This is a genomic window from Mycobacterium sp. 134 (genome assembly GCF_048282715.1).
Classification (GTDB): Bacteria; Actinomycetota; Actinomycetes; order Mycobacteriales; family Mycobacteriaceae; genus Mycobacterium; species Mycobacterium septicum.
On the sequence record NZ_JBLVUN010000008.1, the window covers coordinates 5111438 to 5128751 of the forward strand.

At 65.3% G+C, this 17314-nt stretch carries 17 protein-coding genes and 1 pseudogene; 5 read left to right on the forward strand and 13 right to left on the reverse strand.

Annotated features, from left to right (window positions below; all coding sequences use genetic code 11):
• Window positions 1-7: 7 nt before the first annotated feature.
• Together guaA and ACNQVK_RS29185 are read right to left on the reverse strand one after the other, a co-directional pair.
• Entirely contained in the window at window positions 8-1561 is a 1554-nt protein-coding gene (guaA, locus tag ACNQVK_RS29180; protein WP_418032304.1) for a glutamine-hydrolyzing GMP synthase, read from the reverse strand.
• A gap of 58 nt (window positions 1562-1619) precedes the next feature.
• On the reverse strand, window positions 1620-2246 hold the full coding sequence (locus tag ACNQVK_RS29185; RefSeq protein ID WP_418032305.1) for a TetR/AcrR family transcriptional regulator: 627 nt from the start codon (window positions 2244-2246) through the stop codon (window positions 1620-1622).
• A gap of 293 nt (window positions 2247-2539) precedes the next feature.
• Here ACNQVK_RS29185 and ACNQVK_RS29190 point away from each other — a divergent pair.
• Window positions 2540-3366: pseudogene (locus tag ACNQVK_RS29190) on the forward strand (mycofactocin-coupled SDR family oxidoreductase).
• A gap of 76 nt (window positions 3367-3442) precedes the next feature.
• Here the strand turns inward: ACNQVK_RS29190 and ACNQVK_RS29195 are convergent.
• From ACNQVK_RS29195 to ACNQVK_RS29205, 3 genes are all read right to left on the reverse strand, one after another.
• Window positions 3443-3979: a glutathione peroxidase gene (locus ACNQVK_RS29195; RefSeq protein WP_418032306.1), complete on the reverse strand. Its 537-nt coding sequence runs from the start codon at window positions 3977-3979 to the stop codon at window positions 3443-3445.
• 138 nt (window positions 3980-4117) lie between these two features.
• Complete coding sequence (locus ACNQVK_RS29200) at window positions 4118-5608, reverse strand: amidohydrolase family protein (protein ID WP_418032307.1); 1491 nt, start codon at window positions 5606-5608, stop codon at window positions 4118-4120.
• Between the two features lie 136 nt (window positions 5609-5744).
• Window positions 5745-5942 (reverse strand): hypothetical protein, encoded by a 198-nt coding sequence (locus tag ACNQVK_RS29205; RefSeq protein WP_418032308.1) that lies wholly within the window; start codon window positions 5940-5942, stop codon window positions 5745-5747.
• A 63-nt stretch (window positions 5943-6005) separates the two neighbouring features.
• On the opposite strand from ACNQVK_RS29205, the gene ACNQVK_RS29210 reads away from it, so the two are divergent.
• On the forward strand, window positions 6006-6272 hold the full coding sequence (locus tag ACNQVK_RS29210; RefSeq protein ID WP_418032309.1) for a hypothetical protein: 267 nt from the start codon (window positions 6006-6008) through the stop codon (window positions 6270-6272).
• On the opposite strand, the gene ACNQVK_RS29215 is transcribed toward ACNQVK_RS29210, so the two are convergent.
• The 7 genes from ACNQVK_RS29215 to ACNQVK_RS29245 all read right to left on the reverse strand — a co-directional run bounded on the left by ACNQVK_RS29215 (window position 6240) and on the right by ACNQVK_RS29245 (window position 14385).
• Window positions 6240-6416, reverse strand: a complete 177-nt coding sequence (locus ACNQVK_RS29215) for a hypothetical protein (protein WP_418032310.1) — start codon at window positions 6414-6416, stop codon at window positions 6240-6242. The genes ACNQVK_RS29210 and ACNQVK_RS29215 overlap by 33 nt on opposite strands.
• Before the next feature lie 29 nt (window positions 6417-6445).
• The gene (locus ACNQVK_RS29220) at window positions 6446-7300 is read right to left on the reverse strand and encodes an enoyl-CoA hydratase (RefSeq protein ID WP_418032311.1); all 855 of its coding nucleotides are present in this window, start codon (window positions 7298-7300) and stop codon (window positions 6446-6448) included.
• A 2-nt stretch (window positions 7301-7302) separates the two neighbouring features.
• Window positions 7303-8787 (reverse strand): aldehyde dehydrogenase family protein, encoded by a 1485-nt coding sequence (locus ACNQVK_RS29225; protein WP_418032312.1) that lies wholly within the window; start codon window positions 8785-8787, stop codon window positions 7303-7305.
• On the reverse strand, window positions 8784-10457 hold the full coding sequence (locus ACNQVK_RS29230) for an AMP-binding protein (protein WP_418032313.1): 1674 nt from the start codon (window positions 10455-10457) through the stop codon (window positions 8784-8786). The genes ACNQVK_RS29225 and ACNQVK_RS29230 overlap by 4 nt, the downstream gene beginning before the upstream one ends.
• A gap of 74 nt (window positions 10458-10531) precedes the next feature.
• The gene (locus tag ACNQVK_RS29235) at window positions 10532-12229 is read right to left on the reverse strand and encodes a thiamine pyrophosphate-requiring protein (RefSeq protein ID WP_418032314.1); all 1698 of its coding nucleotides are present in this window, start codon (window positions 12227-12229) and stop codon (window positions 10532-10534) included.
• Between the two features lie 21 nt (window positions 12230-12250).
• Window positions 12251-13198 (reverse strand): LLM class F420-dependent oxidoreductase, encoded by a 948-nt coding sequence (locus ACNQVK_RS29240; protein ID WP_418032315.1) that lies wholly within the window; start codon window positions 13196-13198, stop codon window positions 12251-12253.
• On the reverse strand, window positions 13195-14385 hold the full coding sequence (locus tag ACNQVK_RS29245; protein ID WP_418032316.1) for an amidohydrolase family protein: 1191 nt from the start codon (window positions 14383-14385) through the stop codon (window positions 13195-13197). The genes ACNQVK_RS29240 and ACNQVK_RS29245 overlap by 4 nt, the downstream gene beginning before the upstream one ends.
• Before the next feature lie 252 nt (window positions 14386-14637).
• Between ACNQVK_RS29245 and ACNQVK_RS29250 the strand changes: the two genes are divergently transcribed.
• Window positions 14638-15027 (forward strand): PPOX class F420-dependent oxidoreductase, encoded by a 390-nt coding sequence (locus ACNQVK_RS29250; protein WP_418032317.1) that lies wholly within the window; start codon window positions 14638-14640, stop codon window positions 15025-15027.
• An 80-nt stretch (window positions 15028-15107) separates the two neighbouring features.
• Here the strand turns inward: ACNQVK_RS29250 and ACNQVK_RS29255 are convergent, their stop codons facing one another.
• Entirely contained in the window at window positions 15108-15755 is a 648-nt protein-coding gene (locus tag ACNQVK_RS29255; protein ID WP_418032318.1) for a TetR/AcrR family transcriptional regulator, read from the reverse strand.
• Between the two features lie 207 nt (window positions 15756-15962).
• Here ACNQVK_RS29255 and ACNQVK_RS29260 point away from each other — a divergent pair, with 207 nt between their 5' ends.
• Together ACNQVK_RS29260 and ACNQVK_RS29265 are read left to right on the forward strand one after the other, a co-directional pair.
• Entirely contained in the window at window positions 15963-16301 is a 339-nt protein-coding gene (locus ACNQVK_RS29260) for an NIPSNAP family protein (protein WP_409550372.1), read from the forward strand.
• A gap of 120 nt (window positions 16302-16421) precedes the next feature.
• Complete coding sequence (locus ACNQVK_RS29265; RefSeq protein ID WP_418032319.1) at window positions 16422-17189, forward strand: SDR family NAD(P)-dependent oxidoreductase; 768 nt, start codon at window positions 16422-16424, stop codon at window positions 17187-17189.
• Window positions 17190-17314 lie beyond the last annotated feature (125 nt).

A 17314-nucleotide genomic window follows, 5' to 3' on the forward strand; every position in this document is an offset into this window, starting at 1 on the left:
GCGGAGATCACTCCCACTCGATGGTGCCCGGCGGCTTGCTGGTGACGTCCAGCACCACCCGGTTGACCTCGGGCACCTCGTTGGTGATCCGGGTCGAAATACGTTCCAGCACTTCGTAAGGCACGCGGGTCCAGTCCGCAGTCATCGCGTCCTCGCTGGACACCGGGCGCAGCACGATCGGGTGACCGTAAGTACGTCCGTCGCCCTGCACGCCCACCGAACGCACGTCGGCCAGCAGCACCACGGGACACTGCCAGATCTGCTGGTCCAGGCCGGCGGCCGTGAGCTCCTCGCGGGCGATCGCATCCGCGCGTCGCAGGGTGTCCAACCGGTCTGCGGTCACCTCGCCGACGATGCGGATACCGAGACCCGGTCCCGGGAAAGGTTGGCGGGCAACGATTTCCTCGGGCAGACCCAGCTCCCGGCCCACCGCGCGCACCTCGTCCTTGAACAACAGCCGCAGCGGCTCGACGAGCTTGAACTTCAGGTCGTCCGGAAGGCCGCCGACGTTGTGATGGCTCTTGATGTTGGCCGTGCCGGTGCCACCACCGGATTCCACGACATCGGGGTACAGCGTGCCCTGCACCAGATAGTCGATGTCCGCCTCGCTGAGGGTATCGCGCACCGCGCCCTCGAACGCCCGGATGAACTCGCGGCCGATGATCTTGCGCTTGCCCTCGGGATTCGTCACCCCGGTCAGAGCTTCGAGGAACCGATCGGCGACATCGACGGTCACCAGCTTGGCCCCGGTCGCGGCGACGAAATCGCGCTGCACCTGCGCCCGCTCCCCCGCGCGCAGCAGACCGTGGTCGACGAACACACACGTGAGCCGGTCCCCGATGGCGCGTTGCACCAGCGCGGCTGCCACCGCGGAGTCGACGCCACCGGACAGCCCGCAGATGGCCTGGCCGTCACCGATCTGGGCGCGAACCGCCTCGATCAGTTGCTCGGCGATGTTGGCCGGGGTCCAGGTGGCACCGATCCCGGCGAATTCGTGCAGGAACCGGCTCAGCACCTGCTGGCCGTGCGGAGAATGCAGCACCTCGGGGTGGTACTGCACGCCGGCCAGGCGGCGGGCCCGGTTCTCGAAGCCCGCGACCGGGGCGCCGGCGCTGGAGGCGATCACCTCGAAGCCTTCCGGCGCGGCCGTGACCGCGTCGCCGTGGCTCATCCACACCGGCTGGCTGCCGGGCAGCTCCGAATGCAAGTCGCCACCCGACACGTTGAGCTCGGTGCGCCCATATTCGCTGGTCCCGGTGTGTTCGACGGTGCCGCCCAGCACCTGGGCCATCGCCTGGAAGCCGTAGCAAATGCCGAACACCGGCACGTCGAGATCGAACAACGCAGGGTCCAGGCGTGGGGCGCCCTCGGCGTAGACACTGGCCGGACCACCCGAAAGCACGATGGCCTGCGGATCCTTGGCCTTGATCTCCTCGACCGTGGTGGTGTGCGGGATGACCTCGGAAAACACCCGCGCCTCACGGACCCGGCGAGCGATCAGCTGTGCGTACTGAGCGCCGAAGTCGACGACGAGGACGGGACGGGGTGATGGAGATGCCACCGCAACAGTCTAGTGGGCAGGTCAGAGCGTGCTCGAGGCGCCGGAGATCCAGGAACCCTCAGGGCAGGTTGATCCGCCAGTAAAGGCCCACGAGGAAATCCGCGAGCTCGGCCGGCGAGATCTCAAGCAGGCCCTCTGCCCACGCGATCAACAGCTCCGAAGCAGCTCCCGAAAGGGCGAACGCCTTCATGCGGGCGTCGACCGGGCTGCTGGTGAAATCGCCCGCGTCGGCCCCCGACCACCGGACGAAGTTCGCGGCAGCGCGGCTGAGGATCTCGTTTCGGCGGGTACCGGCACGCCCGCCTTTGCCGAGCGCCTCGACGAAGATGATGCGGATCATGCGGGGGTCGGCGGCGAGCGTATCGACCGCCGTGCGCAATGCGACCGAGACCCGGGCGAAGGCGTCACCCGACGCATTGCCGACAGCGGCGTCCACGTCACTTTCGACAGTGTCCATGGTGAGCCCGAGGACCGCGTCGAACAGCGTGTCCAGATCGCCGAAGTTCTCGTAGAAGTACCGCTCGGTCAATCCGGCCTCGGCGATCACATCCTTGACCCGAACGATTCCGGAGTCGCCAGAACCGAACAAGTTCATGCCGGCCTCGATCAACTTCCGGCGCCGCTCTGCGATGCGCTCTTCGCCGGTGACCCCGCCGTACACGCGGCTCGTGCCCGAAGCCGACACCTTCACTCCCACCTGTTGGCCTGCGTCGGCCCCAGCATAGTGCTGACGGTTGCCCGAACCGGCCAAGCGATACCTTTACCACATATCTGACATGGCGTACTGTCAGTTATTGCGGACCGGTTGTCCCCGTCCACAGCGCGTTCACGACACCGCGCCTCCTGACAGGCAAGCCGAATCGGGTGGCCGGTACAGCCAAGGGCCTCAACACAACCCGTGACGACACCGTCGAACACACCGATGACCGACAACCACATGGCCGTTCCTGGCAACGAATTGGAGAGTGAGGACCGCGAATGGCGGGAAAACTTGAGGGCAAAGTCGCCTTCATCACCGGTGTGGCGCGCGGGCAGGGCCGCTCACACGCGGTACGGCTGGCGGAGGAAGGTGCCGACATCATCGGGATCGACGTGCCGAAGCACATCCCGGGCCTGCCCTATGAGCCCGCGACCGCCGAGGACCTGGCTGAGACCGTGAGGCAGGTCGAGGCCCTCGGCCGCCGAATCGTGGCCGCGGAGGCGGATGTGCGCGACCTGGCGACGCTGCAGACGGCAGTCGATGCGGGCGTAGCCGAACTGGGGCGGCTGGACATCGTGTTGGCGAACGCGGGAATCGTGGCGCCGGCCCCACGCTCGAGATGAGCGAAGAGCACTGGCAGACCATGATCGACATCAACCTGACGGGCGCCTGGAAGACCCTCAAAGCCTCCGTTCCGCACGTGATCGCGGGCGGGCGGGGCGGGTCGGTGGTGATCACCAGTTCGCTGGCGGCAATCGTCGTGCAGCCGAACATCGCGCACTACGCGGCAGCCAAGGGCGGCCTCATCCAACTGTCCAACGTTCTGTCGAAAGAGCTGGCACCGCAAGGGATCCGGGTCAACACCGTGCATCCGGGCACCGTGATGACCGATATGGTGCTCAACGAGCCGACCTTCCGGCTGTTTCGGCCCGACCTCGAACACCCGACCCGGGAGGATTTCGAGGAGGTGGCGCGCACCATGACGGGCATGCCCACGAGTGCGATCGAACCGATCGACATCTCGAATGCCATCCTGTATCTGGTGTCCGAGGATGGCCGCTATGTGACGGGTACGACGCACGTGGTGAGCGCCGGCTTGCTCTGACCGACACGTTGCGGACGTCGGGCAGGCGGTGGGCTGCCGACCAGCAGGCTCCACCGCATGCCCGGCATCTCCGCGATCAGTCCAGCAGTCCGGCGATCTCCGACTTGATCTGCTCAGGCGTCACAGTCGGCTCGAAGCGGCGGATCACATTGCCATCGCGGCCGACAAGGAATTTCGTGAAGTTCCATTTCACCTCGTCGGTGTCGAGCACTTCCGGGCGCGTGGCCTTGATGTGGTCATACAGCGGCCCGTTCGAGGGACCGAAGTCGCCAGGCGCCTCCGAACGCAGATAGACGAACAGCGGGTCGGCATCGGGGCCGTTGACCTCAACCTTGCCGAAGACCGGGAAGGACACCCCGTAATTCATCGAGCAGAAGTCCTGGATCTCGGCGTCGGTACCCGGTTCCTGGTCTCCGAACTGATTGCACGGGAAGCCGAGAATATCCAGGCCACGATCGCGGTTGTCCTTGTACAGCGCTTCGAGGCCCTCGTACTGCGGGGTGAATCCACACTTGCTGGCCACGTTGACGATGAGCGCCACGCGGCCGGCGTAGGCGTCGAGCGATTGCGTCGAACCGTCGGCGGCAGTGGCGGAGAATTGATGAATTGTCATGTTAGACAGGCTATTTGAATAGAGAAAATCATGCAACGAGTACCGGCGGTAATCTGCCGGCGTTCCCGCGACCATTCGCCCTGGAACGCCGGCAGATCGAAACCCGCTGTTGTGCAGCCTGTTTGACCAGCTCGGAACTCAGGAGCCGTTTCCGACAGCGGCCAGCGCTTCGGTAGCCCCCGCCCGGTCCTCCTCGAAAGCCTCACTCATCTGGTCGACATCGAAGTTGACCGGCTTGTTGATCCCAGCCCGGAACTCGAAGTGCCTGACCAACTTCGGCTCCACCGGCTGGCCGGTGAACAGCTCACTGGGCAGTGGACCAACTCGTTTCGCCGTCTTCTCCAGCAGAGCACGATCCAGCCCGTAGAACTCGATCGCGTTCTCCCCCAATATCGCCCGAGCCTCGCCCTCGCGCACCGCTCCCAACGTCGTGCGAATCCAATCATGGGTGTTCGGCCACGTCCCCTCGAAATGCGGAAAATCGCTGCCGAACATCAATTTGTCGATACCGACCTCATGCCGGACGGCCACATCGCCGTAGCGCATCAGCGATGTTCCGCACGCGCAATGGCGGGCCCAGTACTCACTCGGCGTCAGCTTCATCGGGCCCGGATTGGTCGCGTGCGCTCTCTCCAGGAAGGCCAGCGTCACCGGCACCCAGTCGGCGTGGATCTCACTGAAGGCGACCTTCAGCCGCGGGAACCGGTCGAACACTCCGCCCCACATCAACTGCCATAACGGCCGACGCTCGCCGAAAGTCTCGAACAGCTCACTCAAGAAGGAGTTTGTGCCGGCCGCCTCGGGACCGGCGTCCGGATCGAACTTGGGCAACATGCTTTCGTCGATCGCCGCCAGGCCTTCACCATCCGCATCCTCACCGCTGGTACGGCTGAACACGCTCCGCACCATGTTGACCACGAAGCCCTGCGCATTACCGAAACCGGCGTGGATGTGCACAACCATGCCCAGGTCCTGACAGGCAGCCCACATCGGGTCCCACCAGCTGTCGTACAACGGCGGCAGATCATCGGGGGCCGAGCCCGGCATCATCGGCGGATAGATCGCGTGGGCACCCCACTCCCGGGCACGCTCGATCTCGGCCACCGTGGACTCCCAGTCCGGCCACGGATAGATCAGCGGCACACCTAGCAGGCGGCCGGGGGCCTCCGAACAGAAGTCCTTCAGAAAGCGGTTGTGCGCCTGCGCGCCCGCTTTGCGCAGCTCGTGTGACCGCCGCGAGTTCTGCGCGTCGAGGAACGGCACGAAACCGATGGGCCCGAACGGATGGAGGAACTCAGCCGCGATACCCTCGGCCTCCACGTGGCGAAGGCGCCACACCGGATCGAAGTATCCGACCTCGCCCGCCCGCGACACCACGCCACGCGTGTCATACACCTCGAGCGATTCCTCAGGTGCCGGGTACCCGGTCAGCCCGACAACCTGGTTGATGACTGCCACATCGTCGAGGTAGCCGTCGAACGCATCGTGGTACTGCGCGTCGACATAGTCCTTGTACATCTTCGGCGGCAGGGACACATGAGAATCCGCTGACACCATCGTGAACGGTTTCAGTTCCGGATTCGACAGGGTGTCCGCATCCGCATTCCGTACGTCAAAGCTGGCTCGCATCCGAGCTTCCTCTCTAGGGCTGTAGCTATCTGACATGTACGCATGTCAGTTTCTCGCTGTGACGTGGCGCATGTCAAGAAGTTGTAGTGATTCAGGCCACGATTCGCGCGTCGCGCGTGGTCCGCCCGCCCCGATGTCAGGCGAGCATCCTTGCGGCTTCGGTAAGCAATTCGATCTGCTGAAACCAGTTCCCCACCAGGTTGACCGTCACGCGCTCGACTCCGGCATCGTGTAGAGCGGCCAATTCCGCGGCGATCTCGGCCGGACTGCCAGCAGTCATCATGGCGTCGGCGACGTCGTACGGGAATCCCCACATACCTGTGGGGTCCGCCATGGTTTCCAGGGTGGCTGGTTCGGGTTGCCCGTGCCACCGCGGCTCAGCATCCTGACTCGCTGAGTGGCGGAGATCGGGGCCTGCCCCGACATGTACGTGGCATTCAAACGGGATTCGGTCGATCGCTGCCTGGCCGTCATCGAAGATGCCCTTCACGACGCCATCGCCCGCGGCGAGGTACGCGCAGACATCAAACCCGGCACCGTGGCGGACGCCGTCATCGGCGCAATATCGTTGCGCGCATCGGCCGACACGGCCGAGTTCTTGCCGTCCGAGAACCACGAAGAACTGATCCGCCTACTCGACGGCCTGCGTCCACGCGGCGATTGATTCGTCACGCACCGGCACCGCGTTGCCGGGAACGATGAGTTCGACGCCCAATACCGTCCAGCCGGGTAGCAGCTGGGGTGGGTGGTCGAACTCGTGGGTCACGCGGCGCCGGGCTCGGTGCCGCATCGCATCTCGCACTTCCATTGGAAGCTAGGGCCTCCGGCGCCGGCCCCTCATCGGGCAGCCTCGACCTTGGCTTTGAACGTCTTCGCCATGAAGCCCGGATCGATCAGCATGCCGTGGATCTGCTGATTGTGGCTGTGGCACAGCTGGTGGTACGCGAACGAGGTCTGCATCGCGTTGAGGCGACCTTGGTTGTCCTGTGCGGCGTTCACCGACTCTTTGGCCAACTTGAGTGCGAACAGCGGCTTTTCGGCGATGTGTGACGCCAACTCCAACGTGAAAGCTTGCAGCTCGTCGAGCGGCACGACATGGTTCACCATGCCGAGACGGTGGACCTCCTCGGCCGCGAGGAAGTCGGAGGTGAACAACATCTCCTTCGCCTTCCTCGCACCCACCTCAAAGGTGTGATTGAAGAACTCCACACCGGCCACACCCATGGACACGGTGTTGTCCTGGAACAGCGCATCGTCGGCTGCCACGATCAGGTCGCAGGGCCATACCAGCATGAGGCCGCCGGCAATCACCTTGCCCTGCACGGCGGCGATGGTGGGTTTCGGGAGGTTACGCCATCGCTCGCTCAGGCCGAGGTACATCTCCTTCTCGACCGCCATCTGCGATTCGGCGCCGGCACATCCGAAGCCGCACCAGGTGCCCACCCGTTGGTGATCCTGCACCACCTGCAGCGCGTCCTGCTCGCGCAGGTCGTGGCCGGCGGAGAAGTGCGGACCATTGGCGGCCAGGATGATGACGCTCACCGAATCATCCTGGGCGGCAAGATCGAACGCATCGTTGAGCTCGTAGAGCATCCGCATGCTCTGCGCATTCCTGGCCTCGGGCCGGTCGAGCACGATGCGGGCGACCTTGTCCGCGGGGCGCTCGTACCGGATTGTCTCGAAGTCACTCACGATCACGCCTCGGGCAGTCGGGACACCGTGTCGGCCAAGATCACGGCGACCGTACCGGCCGCGGTCTGGACCCGTTCGGGTGTCAGTGGCGGCGTGAAGGCCGCGGCGAACGGGGTGGGCAGGTCGCTCTGCGCGACGGGACGCTGATGGGAGAAGGTGTCGAACCCGGCCTTGCCGTGGTAGGCGCCCGATCCACTCATCCCGACACCGCCGAACGGCACCGCGTCGTTGACATACGCCAACCCGAAGTCGTTGCGCGACACTGCACCCGATGTCGTGTTGAGCAGAAACCGCCTGAACTCGTCGGTTTCCGCGCCGTACCAGTAGGACGACAGCGGGTGTTCTCCGGTCGCGGCGTAGGCGATGGCCTCGTCGACGTCAGAGTAGGTGTGCACCACCAGCACCGGGCCGAAGATCTCCTCGGTGTTGATCGCAGCGCTCTCCGGGGTGTTGAGCAGCAGCGTCGGCGGGAACCGGCGAGACCCGGTGTCCGGTAACCGGTCCTTCTCCCCCTCCGGCACGATCACGATCTCAAAGGCTCCCTTGGACTTTGCATCCTCGACCAGTCCTGAGACGCGTGCATAGTTGGCGTCGTTGACGATCGACACCACATCGGGGTTGTCGATGAACGTCGGGAAGTGCGCGAGCACTGCTTTCTGGTAGGCCTCGACAAAGGCGTCCTTGGCTGATTCAGGGACAAAAGCGTAGTCGGGGCACAGACATACCTGACCGCCGTTGACGTGCCGGGCGGCGGCGAGACGCGTTGCGGCGTCGACGATGTCGGCGTCCGGCGCGACGATGGCGGGGTTCTTACCGCCCAGCTCGAGCGTCACCGGCACCAGGTTCTTTCCGGCGGCCGTGGCGATGAGGCGTCCCACCTTCGGTGAACCGGTGAAGAAGATGTGGTCGAAACGCAGGTCCGTGAAAGCGGTGGCGGTCGGCAATCCGCCATTGACGACCACAACCTCCTCGGGACTCATCCGGGAGGCAACCGCCCGGGCGAACACCGCCCCGGTGCGCGGCGTCATGTCCGAGAATTTGATCATCACCCGGTTGCCGGCGGCCAGCGCTTCCACGGTCGGCGTGAACACGAGGACGACCGGGAAGTTCCACGGACCGATGACCCCGACCACACCCTTGGGGCGATTCTGGACGAAAGTCGGGAAGGCCCCGCCCATCCCGGCCGGAACCTCGGTCGGCGCCATCCACTCCTCAAGGTTCTCCCGGGCATAGGCGATCGTGCCCATGCCACCGAGGATGTCGAGCTCGAGGGACGTGGTTGCGGGGCGTCCGCCGAAATCCGCGTCGAGCGCTTCGGCCAGTTCCGCGCTGTGCTCCAGGACTGCCGTCACGAACCGGTCGATGCGATCGCGCCGGGTCGCGGCGTCGGGGATCGGATCGAGGGACTGGGCGGCACGCTGCGCGTCGAGGAGGCCCTGCAGCTCCGCGGGTGTGACGTCAACTGTCGAGTCAGTGGTGAGGGTCATTTGATCAACTCCTTTTGTGCGGGCGATTCAGCTGCGGTGGCAAGGTCTCTGGCCCACCGGTAGTCGGCTTTCCCTGCCGGACTTCGGAGCACCGCGTCCACGCGGACAATGGCCTTCGGCAGCTTGTACCGGGCCAGTCGCTGACCGACTTCGGCCACCAGCTCCTCGTCTGTCGGGTTGAGTCCGGCCACCAGCTCGACGACGGCGACGATCTCGCTACCCCACCGCTCGCTGGGCCGCCCTACCACGACCACATCGCGGACCGCGGGGTGAGAGATCAGTGCGTCCTCGACCTCCTCTGCGAAGATTTTCTCGCCGCCCGAGTTGATGGTGACCGAGTCGCGGCCGAGCAGTTCGATGGTGCCGTCGGTGCGGTGCCGCGCCCGGTCACCCGGTAGCGACATGCGCCGGCCCTCGACCGTCGGGAACGTGCGTTCGGTCTTGTCGCGGTCGTTGAGATAGCCCAGCGGAATGGCGCCCGCACGCGCCAGCCATCCGGTCTCCGGATCTCCGGGCTCCAGGACGTGGCCATGGTCCTCGGACACGACGCACGTGCCGTCGGCCGGGGCGAAGACACCGGAGGTAGCCGGTGACTGGCTGGTACTCACATTGGTGAGCTGCGAGCCGGTTTCAGAGGATCCGGCGACATCCGCGATCATCACCTGCGGCAGCAGTCGCAGGATGCGGTCTTTGACCGATGCGCTGGTGACCGCGCCACCCACGCCGACCAACTGCAGCGTTTTCCCGGAGTGGCAACCGCGTTCGAACTCATCACACAGCGGCGTGGCAAACGCGTTGCCCACCAGGTTCATCCGCTGCACTCCCTCGCGGTCGATCAGTTGCCAGATCGATGCGGCATCGAGCCGGTCCACCACATCTGGGAAAACGACGGTCCCCCCGCCCAGCAGACCCGCGAGCGCCATCCACTGGGCCGCACCGTGCATGAGCGGCGGCAACGGCAGCACCACAGAGCGATCGGCCTTGGCGACGAGGGCAACGCCCTCGGCGAGGGTCCTCGCTCCGAACATGCCGTCGGGCAGGAACGCGCCCAGGCCGCTCACCAGGATGTCGGCCTGAGCCCACATCACGCCCTTCGGCATCCCGGTCGTGCCGCCCGTGTAGAGCAGGTAGAGGTCGTCGGCATCCGGTTGCGTCTCAGGGGTATAGGGATTGGCGGCTGCCAGCGCATCCTCGTAGTCGAGTGCGCCGGGAAGCAACACGTTGCCGGATTCGTCGGCGACCTGAAGGAGCAGGGTCGGCGGCGTACGCAGGGAGCTCAGGACCACGGCGAGGGTCGGCGCGAAACGGGCGTGGTAGATGATCGCGCGCGGCGAGGCGTCGTTGAGGAGGTAGGACAGCTCGGCTTCGACGTACCGGTAGTTTACGTTCAGCGACGTCGCACGGGCGGCGGCAGCGCCGAGCATGCCTTCCAGGTACTCGTTCCCGTTGTGCAGATATAGCGCGACGTGGTCTTGGCCCGATTCCCACGGCTGCAGTTCGGTGCGCGGCCTGTGGCTCGTGATCCCGTGGAAAAGCAGGATATTCGCCAGTCGATTGACCCGCGCTGCCACATCACGATAGGTGAATCGACTCTCCCGAAACACGATGCAGTCGCGTTCGGGGAGCGCCTCGGCGACGCCGGCGAACAGCTCAGCGTGGTTGTATCGCATCACATCTCCAGTTCGAGAGTCGCAGGCCCAGGCGACGTTGCCCGGGCCTGCGACGGGCATCGGTGAACGCCGGGCTACTTGGTACGGACATCGACGAGAGCCTGACGCCGCTCGTCACGCACCACGCGCAAGGCCTCCTTGAGGGCGCCCGCAAGCTCGCTGCGGTGGTGAACCGTCACGCCGTAGCCGCCTGCGGCGGTGCAGTAGGCCGCGAAGTCCGGTGAGGGCGAGAGATCCGAGAAGCGTCCCTCGCCGGTGGCGACCGCTTCGCCCTCCGGATAGACCAGCTGAGTCGCCATGTCGACGGCCCACCAGTTGCTGTTGTTGGCGATGATCGTCAGCACCGGAAGGTTGTGCTTGGCGGCCGCGTGGTGGCAGGCCGCGGGGTTGGCGAACATGTAGGCGCCATCGCCGAGCGTGGCGACCACGGTACGGTCGGGTGCGGCGTACTGGGCTCCGAGCGCTGCCGGCAGGCCCCAGCCCAACCCGCCCGAGGCGGGCAGGAAGTAGTAGGTACCAGGCTTCGTCCGGTTGAGTAGGCAGGCGGTCGAGACGTACTCGTTGAACACGATGTCGTCCTCGTCGAGCAACTCACCGAGAACGGCCGAGATTGCCGCCGCGGTGATCGGCTCATCGGCATCGCGGCCGTTTTCGTCCCGCCGCTGGGCGTCGATACGACCCTGACGAGCCGCAGCCACGACACGGATCTCCTCGGCGCGACTCTGGTCGATACGGTCGGCGCGGGCCTCCAGGGCGGCGGACAGCCGGCTCAGGAAAGCCGCCGGCGTGGCGCTGATGTTCAGATCGGAGCGATGCGACCGGATCGGGTAGGTGGCGTACAGCGGATCGACCCCGACCTGCGCGATGTAGGTGTCGGCTGGGGGCGGCGTGTGCGTCTCCATCCACGGCACGTCGCTCTCGAGGAAGACGATGACATCTGCCCGGGCGAAGACGGTGGCCGCCACGTCCATGTTTGCGACGCGGTGCGGATGGTTGTACGGGATGTTGAGGTATCGGGCCCACGGATCCGCGACTCCGATCCCGAACCGGCTGGCGAGATCCCCGAGCAGCCCGACGGATTCGGGCTCGATCCCATTCGCGGTGGCCACGATGACCGGGAACTCGGCGGCGGCGATACGGTCGGCGAGCGCCTCGATGGCGTCGGGATCGGGTTGCACGGTGGCCGGGACGGGGGTGCGCGCGACCGGCACCGCCGGGGCCTGCGCCGGTTCGGCCAGAACCTCACGGGGCAGGGCGAGGTACACCGGCCCCTGCGGGTGGGCGGTAGCGACGCTCAATGCCCGGTCGACGACGGACTCGACCTGACGGGGATCGCGCAATTCGTAGTCCCACTTGACGAATTCGCGCACCAGACTCGCCTGGTCGAACATCTCTTGTGACCAGTGGATGGGCAGATCGCGGGCGCCGACCGCACCACCTTCGAGGATCGGCGACCGACCGGCGGTGACCAGCAGCGGAATCCGGTCGCGTGAGGCGTTGGCGACCGAGCACGCAGCGTTCGCCGTACCGACGTTGACGTGCAGCATCAGGGCCTGGGGTCGCCCCGTCACGAGGGCGGCACCATGGGCCATGCCGCCGGCCAGGTTCTCGTGCGCGCACAGCACCGGCGTCGGCAGCGCCGGGTTGTTGTCCTTGTTGAGCGCATAGGCCTCGACGATCGGCGCGAAGTCGGTCCCCGCATTGACGAAGAAGTATTCGATGCCGTGCTCGACGAGCGCGTTGAGGTATCGGGTGGCAGCGGTCTGCGACATGGTTATCTCTCTGTTTCGTGCTTAGGACGTGTATTGGGCGACAGCTGATCTGGCGCGGAGCGTTGGCATGATCGACGCGAGCTCACGCCACTCGGCCACCGGCATGTGCTGCGTGTCCCCGGTCTGTACCTGCACGCATACGTGGTCGGCACCGGCATCGAGGTGTCCCTGCACCCGGGCCGCGATCTGATCGAGAGAACCCCACGCGACAATCGCGTCGACGAGCCGGTCACTGCCGCCATCGGCCAAATCTTCTTCACCCCAACCCAATCGGCGAAGGTTGTTGGTGTAGTTGGGCAGCGCGAGGTATCGAGACATGAACTTGCGGGCGATCTGGCGCGCCTGTGCCGGATCGGTCTCGAAAACGACGGTCTGTGCCGGGGCGAGCAGTGCATCGTCGCCGAGCTCGTCGCGGGCTACCGCTGTGTGCTCGACGGGAACGAAGTACGTGTGCGCGCCCATCCCTCGTTCGGCGGCCAGTCGCAACATCCGCGGCCCGAGCGCCGCCAGTACCCGCTGGGGCGCGACTGGCGATGCGGCACCCCAGAATTCGCTGTTGTCCATCGTATCGAGGTAGTCGACCATCGTGCTGTACGGCTTGGCCCCGTACCGGCCAAGGTGTGCGCCATCGACCACCGTCTGATGGCTCACTCCCATGCCCAGCAGGAACCGCCCCGGGAAAGCCTCGCTCAAGGTGCGCCAGCCTGCGTTCATCGTCATCGCGCTACGCGCGTGCAGGCTGGCGATGCCGGTGGCCACTGTCATACGAGCGGTGGCCCCCAGCAACAGCCCCGCGTTGGCGAACGGCTCCCGGGCGACCGCCTCCGGCACCCACAGCGCACCGAAGCCGAGATCATCGAGCTCGGCAACGGCGTGCTGGGCACGGGCCATCGGCTGCACATCGAGGTGGTACGACCAGATTCCGAGCGGGCCGAGGCGTGGGACCGAAGCCTGGTCGCCGGCACTCACGGCAAGAGCCACTCTGCGTTCGTCCGGAAGAACTTGGTCGTGATCTCCTCGCCCAGCGGCTCGACCTTGGCCAGCATCTTGTTCATCGAGTCCTTGGTGCCCTCGACGTGCGGGTAGTCGGTCGAGTAGCAGAACACGTCGACCAGTTCCGGATCGTCCTGGATGTAGCGGTCGACCGGCTCGAAGTTGAACGGCGACACCCGTACGTTGCGCGCGATGTACTCAGATGGCTTCAACGGAAGCTTGGCCGCGGCAGCACCCGGGAACACCTTGCAGTACATGTCCATCCGCCGAGCGGCGGGACCGACCCAGTGCGCACCGACCTCGAACAGACCCAGCCGCAGTCGTGGGAAACGCTCGAACACGCCGCCGAGGACCAGGGCGCTCAGGTAGTTGTCGATCGCCATGTGACAGGTCGCGAACATCCCGATGTTGGTGTTCGGGATCTCCGGGGACTGGAACAGATCCTGGAAGGTCTCGGCGAAGGTCCAGCGCGGGTCCAGGAAGAAGAACTCGGTGCCGATGTGCAGGTTGGCGGTGACGTCGTTCTCTTCCAACAACTTCCACAGCGGATCCATCGCCGAGTGCGCCGGAGACACACCGCCGGGCGGGACATCAGCCTGCAGGTAGACACCCTTGACCCCACCGTCGATGAGTCGCTTGATCTCGGTGATCATCTCGTTGATGTCGTCACTGGTGGGAATGATGCCGACGAGCCGGACACGACCGTCGTTGAGGTTGGCGTTCTCGATCGCGAAGTCGTTGTAAGCACGCAGGAAGAGCTTGGAGAATTCCGGGCGCGACAGGCCTTCGAGCATCGAGGTGTCGCCACCGAAACGCTGCTCGAAACCGAAGTCGTCCATGCCGCCGACCATCATCGCGGCGATCGCCGTGGTCGGAAAGACCAGCTGCTTCTCGATTCCCATTGCATCGAGCACCTCGACCCGCCGGGTCAGGTCGATGGCGCTGGGCGCCTTGGGCCCCTTGACCTTCCAGACGGAGTCCGAATCGATGTCCATGACGTCGTCGACATCGACGTGCATGTTGGTGTCGGTGGGATCGGGACGCAACCGGTCGGTCGCCTCGAAAAGTGCGCCCATGATTCGGCCCGCCTGGCCGAAGTAGTCGCCGAGCCTGGTGCTCGGGATCATCTCGTGAGCGTCAACATCGTGTGCAAGGAGCTTCATCGCTACCTCCCGAAGGCTGGTGTCCCGGCGCGGGGCCGGGGTGGTGGTGGAATGCAGGTGCTTCTCTGGCCGCTGGCCCGCCGACTTTCCGATTCGGCATGGACGGGTTGTGGTCCCCGCCCAGTCGCGCCGTTCCGGCGGACTAGATAGATTGCTCTAGCGGAATCAGACAATCATAATTGTCGGACACCGTCAACCCTAGGAGAACAGAGCTCGGTCCGTCTCCGCTTTGACCGATCCGGAAGGAAAAACATGCCCACCATTCCCGAATCCCACCGCGACCTTGCCGAGACGCCGCTGGTCGCGTCACTGTCCACCGTCGGTGCAGACGGGACTCCCCAAGTGACGGCGATCTGGTTCGTGGCCGAGGGCCATACCGTGCAGATTTCCCTGCTGCAGACACGGCAGAAGTACCGGAACGTCGCCGCGCGCCCGCAGGCGACGTTGTTCGTCATCGATCCGAAGAACCCATTCCGGACGCTGGAGATCCGGGGCACCGTGAAGATCGACGAGGATTCCGACCTCGCCCTCTTCGAGCGAGTTTTCCGGCATTACGGCCAGGACCCGGCAACGTCCGGTGCACCTACGGAAGGTCGCGTTGTCGTCACTTTGAGCCCCACCCATGTGGTGGCGCAAGGCTGAAACAGCCACGGAGAAGGCGGACGGGTGCCCGCTGGGCGATCACGCAACGACGCGCGAGATCGTGAAGAGATCGCGCAGATTCAGCGAGACGCCCGGGCGCCCCTGCCGCGCCCCGAGCGACCCTTCGGAACGTCGGCCAGCCCAGCGGCCACGGCATTGGCCGCCGTCCGCCCGGCGGTGTGCATCGGCACCGACGACCGCGTCGTGCGCGAGAGCAGGACCGCGCCTTCGATCAGGCAGAAGATCTCCACCGCGACATCGCGAGCACGTTCGTCGGTCATGCCGGCAGCCGTGAAGCGCTGCTGGAGTACCGCCAGCCAAGATTCGAATGCCTCGGCAGCCGCGGTACGCATCAGCTCGTCGTTGTTGGCCACTTCCAACGCGATCGTGGCGATCGGGCAGGCGTAGCCGTAGTCAGTGCCTTCCAGCAGCTCGGCGGCCTGACGGAACGAAGCCGCCGTCGCCTCGACGACATCGGCCCCCTCCGGATACACCGACTCCAGCAATTCCCGGTAACGCTCACCGCCGTAGGTCAGTGCTGCGGCACCGAGTTCCTGCTTGCCGCCCGGGAAGAAGTGATACAGCGACCCGTAGGGTGCCTCGGCCGCCGCGAGGACGGCCTTGATGCCGGTTGCACCGAAGCCCTGCCGGCTGAACAGATCCGTGGCGGATTCCAGCAGACGGACGCGCGTTTCAACCGGCTTACCGGCCGCGGAAGTGGGAGACACAGGCTCAGATTACTCCGCTAGATCAATCTGTTACCAGTTTACGGTCACCCTTTCGGTGTGACATTCGTCGTGCCCAAGCTGCAGATATGGCCTCGACGACGCCATACATGGTCACACCGCCGCCGGAATCTCTCCAACAATCCCGCCGATTCCAGACCCCCCAAGACTCTATTGACCCCGGCCGGACGCTCTCGATAGATTGATCTAATGAGCTCTGATTCCCGCATCTTCGAACTCCGCACATACGAGGCAGTACCGGGCAAGATCGACGCGCTTGTGGCTCGCATCGGCGATCACGCCGCGGCGCTGTTCGAGAAGCACGGCATGACCAACATCGGCTTCTGGGTGCAAACCGACGAGGAGGGCAAGGCAACCGACACCCTCACCTATATCGTGGCCCACACCAGCCGCGAAGCCGCGGCCAAGTCATGGGAGGCCTTCTGGGCCGATCCGGAATGGCAAGCGGCGAGGGCCAACGGCGAGCAAGTCACCGCCGGCGCCACATCGGTGTTCATCGAACCCACCGAGTACTCGAAAATCCGTTGACCCGCATATGAAGTCCCCACTGCCCGCAGTGGGGACTTCGCACTGTTCGCACCCGTCGCAGTCGCGCGGCGCGGAAATCTGACCACCCTCCGGGCCGCCCGGACAACTCCGAGGATTTGCATGTCATCCCTCTTCGATCTCACCGGACACGTCGCGCTGGTCACCGGAGCCAACTCCGGCATCGGCCTGGCCATGGCCCACGGACTGGCCCAAAGCGGCGCCGATGTCTGCGTCTGGGGCACCAACGCCGAACGCAACAAGACCGCCGCGGAGGAACTCGCCAAGCACGGCACGCGAATTCGGGCCGTGCGCTGCGATGTGGGCGACGAGGACTCCGTGACCACCGCTTTCGCCGAGACACTCGAGTACTTCGGCAGGGTCGACTCCTGCTTCGCCAACGCCGGAGTCCGCGCACCCGAAATCCCTTTCCTTGAAACGACTCTGGCCGATTTCCGGGGAGTCACGCGGGTGAATCTCGACGGGGCATTCCTGACGCTGCGCACCGCCGCCCAGCACATGGTCGAGCATGGCGGCGGAGGCGTCCTGGTCGGCACCTCGAGCGTTTCGGCACACCACGGCACCCCACGCGGCCAGGCCTACGCGGCGAGCAAGGCCGGGTTGGCCGCAATGATGCGCAGCTGCGCCATCGAGCTGGCGCGGTATCGCATCAACGCGCACTCGATGGTGGTGGGATGGACCGAAACACCACTGATCTCCCGGGAAATGAGCAATCCGGCGTTCGAAGAAAACGTCATGAAGCGCATGCCGCAGCGGCGCTGGGGTGAGCCGGCCGATTTCGCGCGCATCGCCGTCTACCTGGCCAGCGGTATCGGCGGGTTCCAGACTGGCGACGAGATCGTCATCGACGGCGGATACATGGTCTTCTGACGACCAGCCCCTTGTGGGGCAGCCAAGCGGCAACACACCTTGTCAGTTTATAGATTGATCTAGTAATGTGAGTCTCGCTGCTCTTCCGGCGAGGCAGCACATACAGCGCGCAGCGCCGAGAGTTA

What these genes read in the sequence shown, in the direction of transcription:
- ACNQVK_RS29230 (WP_418032313.1), bottom strand. Translation starts at nt 10,457, where the DNA reads ATGCGATACAACCACGCTGAGCTGTTCGCCGGCGTCGCCGAGGCGCTC.
- ACNQVK_RS29205 (WP_418032308.1), bottom strand. Translation starts at nt 5,942, where the DNA reads ATGGCGGACCCCACAGGTATGTGGGGATTCCCGTACGACGTCGCCGAC.
- ACNQVK_RS29200 (WP_418032307.1), bottom strand. Translation starts at nt 5,608, where the DNA reads ATGCGAGCCAGCTTTGACGTACGGAATGCGGATGCGGACACCCTGTCG.
- ACNQVK_RS29215 (WP_418032310.1), bottom strand. Translation starts at nt 6,416, where the DNA reads ATGGAAGTGCGAGATGCGATGCGGCACCGAGCCCGGCGCCGCGTGACC.
- ACNQVK_RS29245 (WP_418032316.1), bottom strand. Translation starts at nt 14,385, where the DNA reads ATGAAGCTCCTTGCACACGATGTTGACGCTCACGAGATGATCCCGAGC.
- ACNQVK_RS29250 (WP_418032317.1), top strand. Translation starts at nt 14,638, where the DNA reads ATGCCCACCATTCCCGAATCCCACCGCGACCTTGCCGAGACGCCGCTG.
- ACNQVK_RS29265 (WP_418032319.1), top strand. Translation starts at nt 16,422, where the DNA reads ATGTCATCCCTCTTCGATCTCACCGGACACGTCGCGCTGGTCACCGGA.
- ACNQVK_RS29195 (WP_418032306.1), bottom strand. Translation starts at nt 3,979, where the DNA reads ATGACAATTCATCAATTCTCCGCCACTGCCGCCGACGGTTCGACGCAA.
- ACNQVK_RS29235 (WP_418032314.1), bottom strand. Translation starts at nt 12,229, where the DNA reads ATGTCGCAGACCGCTGCCACCCGATACCTCAACGCGCTCGTCGAGCAC.
- ACNQVK_RS29260 (WP_409550372.1), top strand. Translation starts at nt 15,963, where the DNA reads ATGAGCTCTGATTCCCGCATCTTCGAACTCCGCACATACGAGGCAGTA.
- ACNQVK_RS29225 (WP_418032312.1), bottom strand. Translation starts at nt 8,787, where the DNA reads ATGACCCTCACCACTGACTCGACAGTTGACGTCACACCCGCGGAGCTG.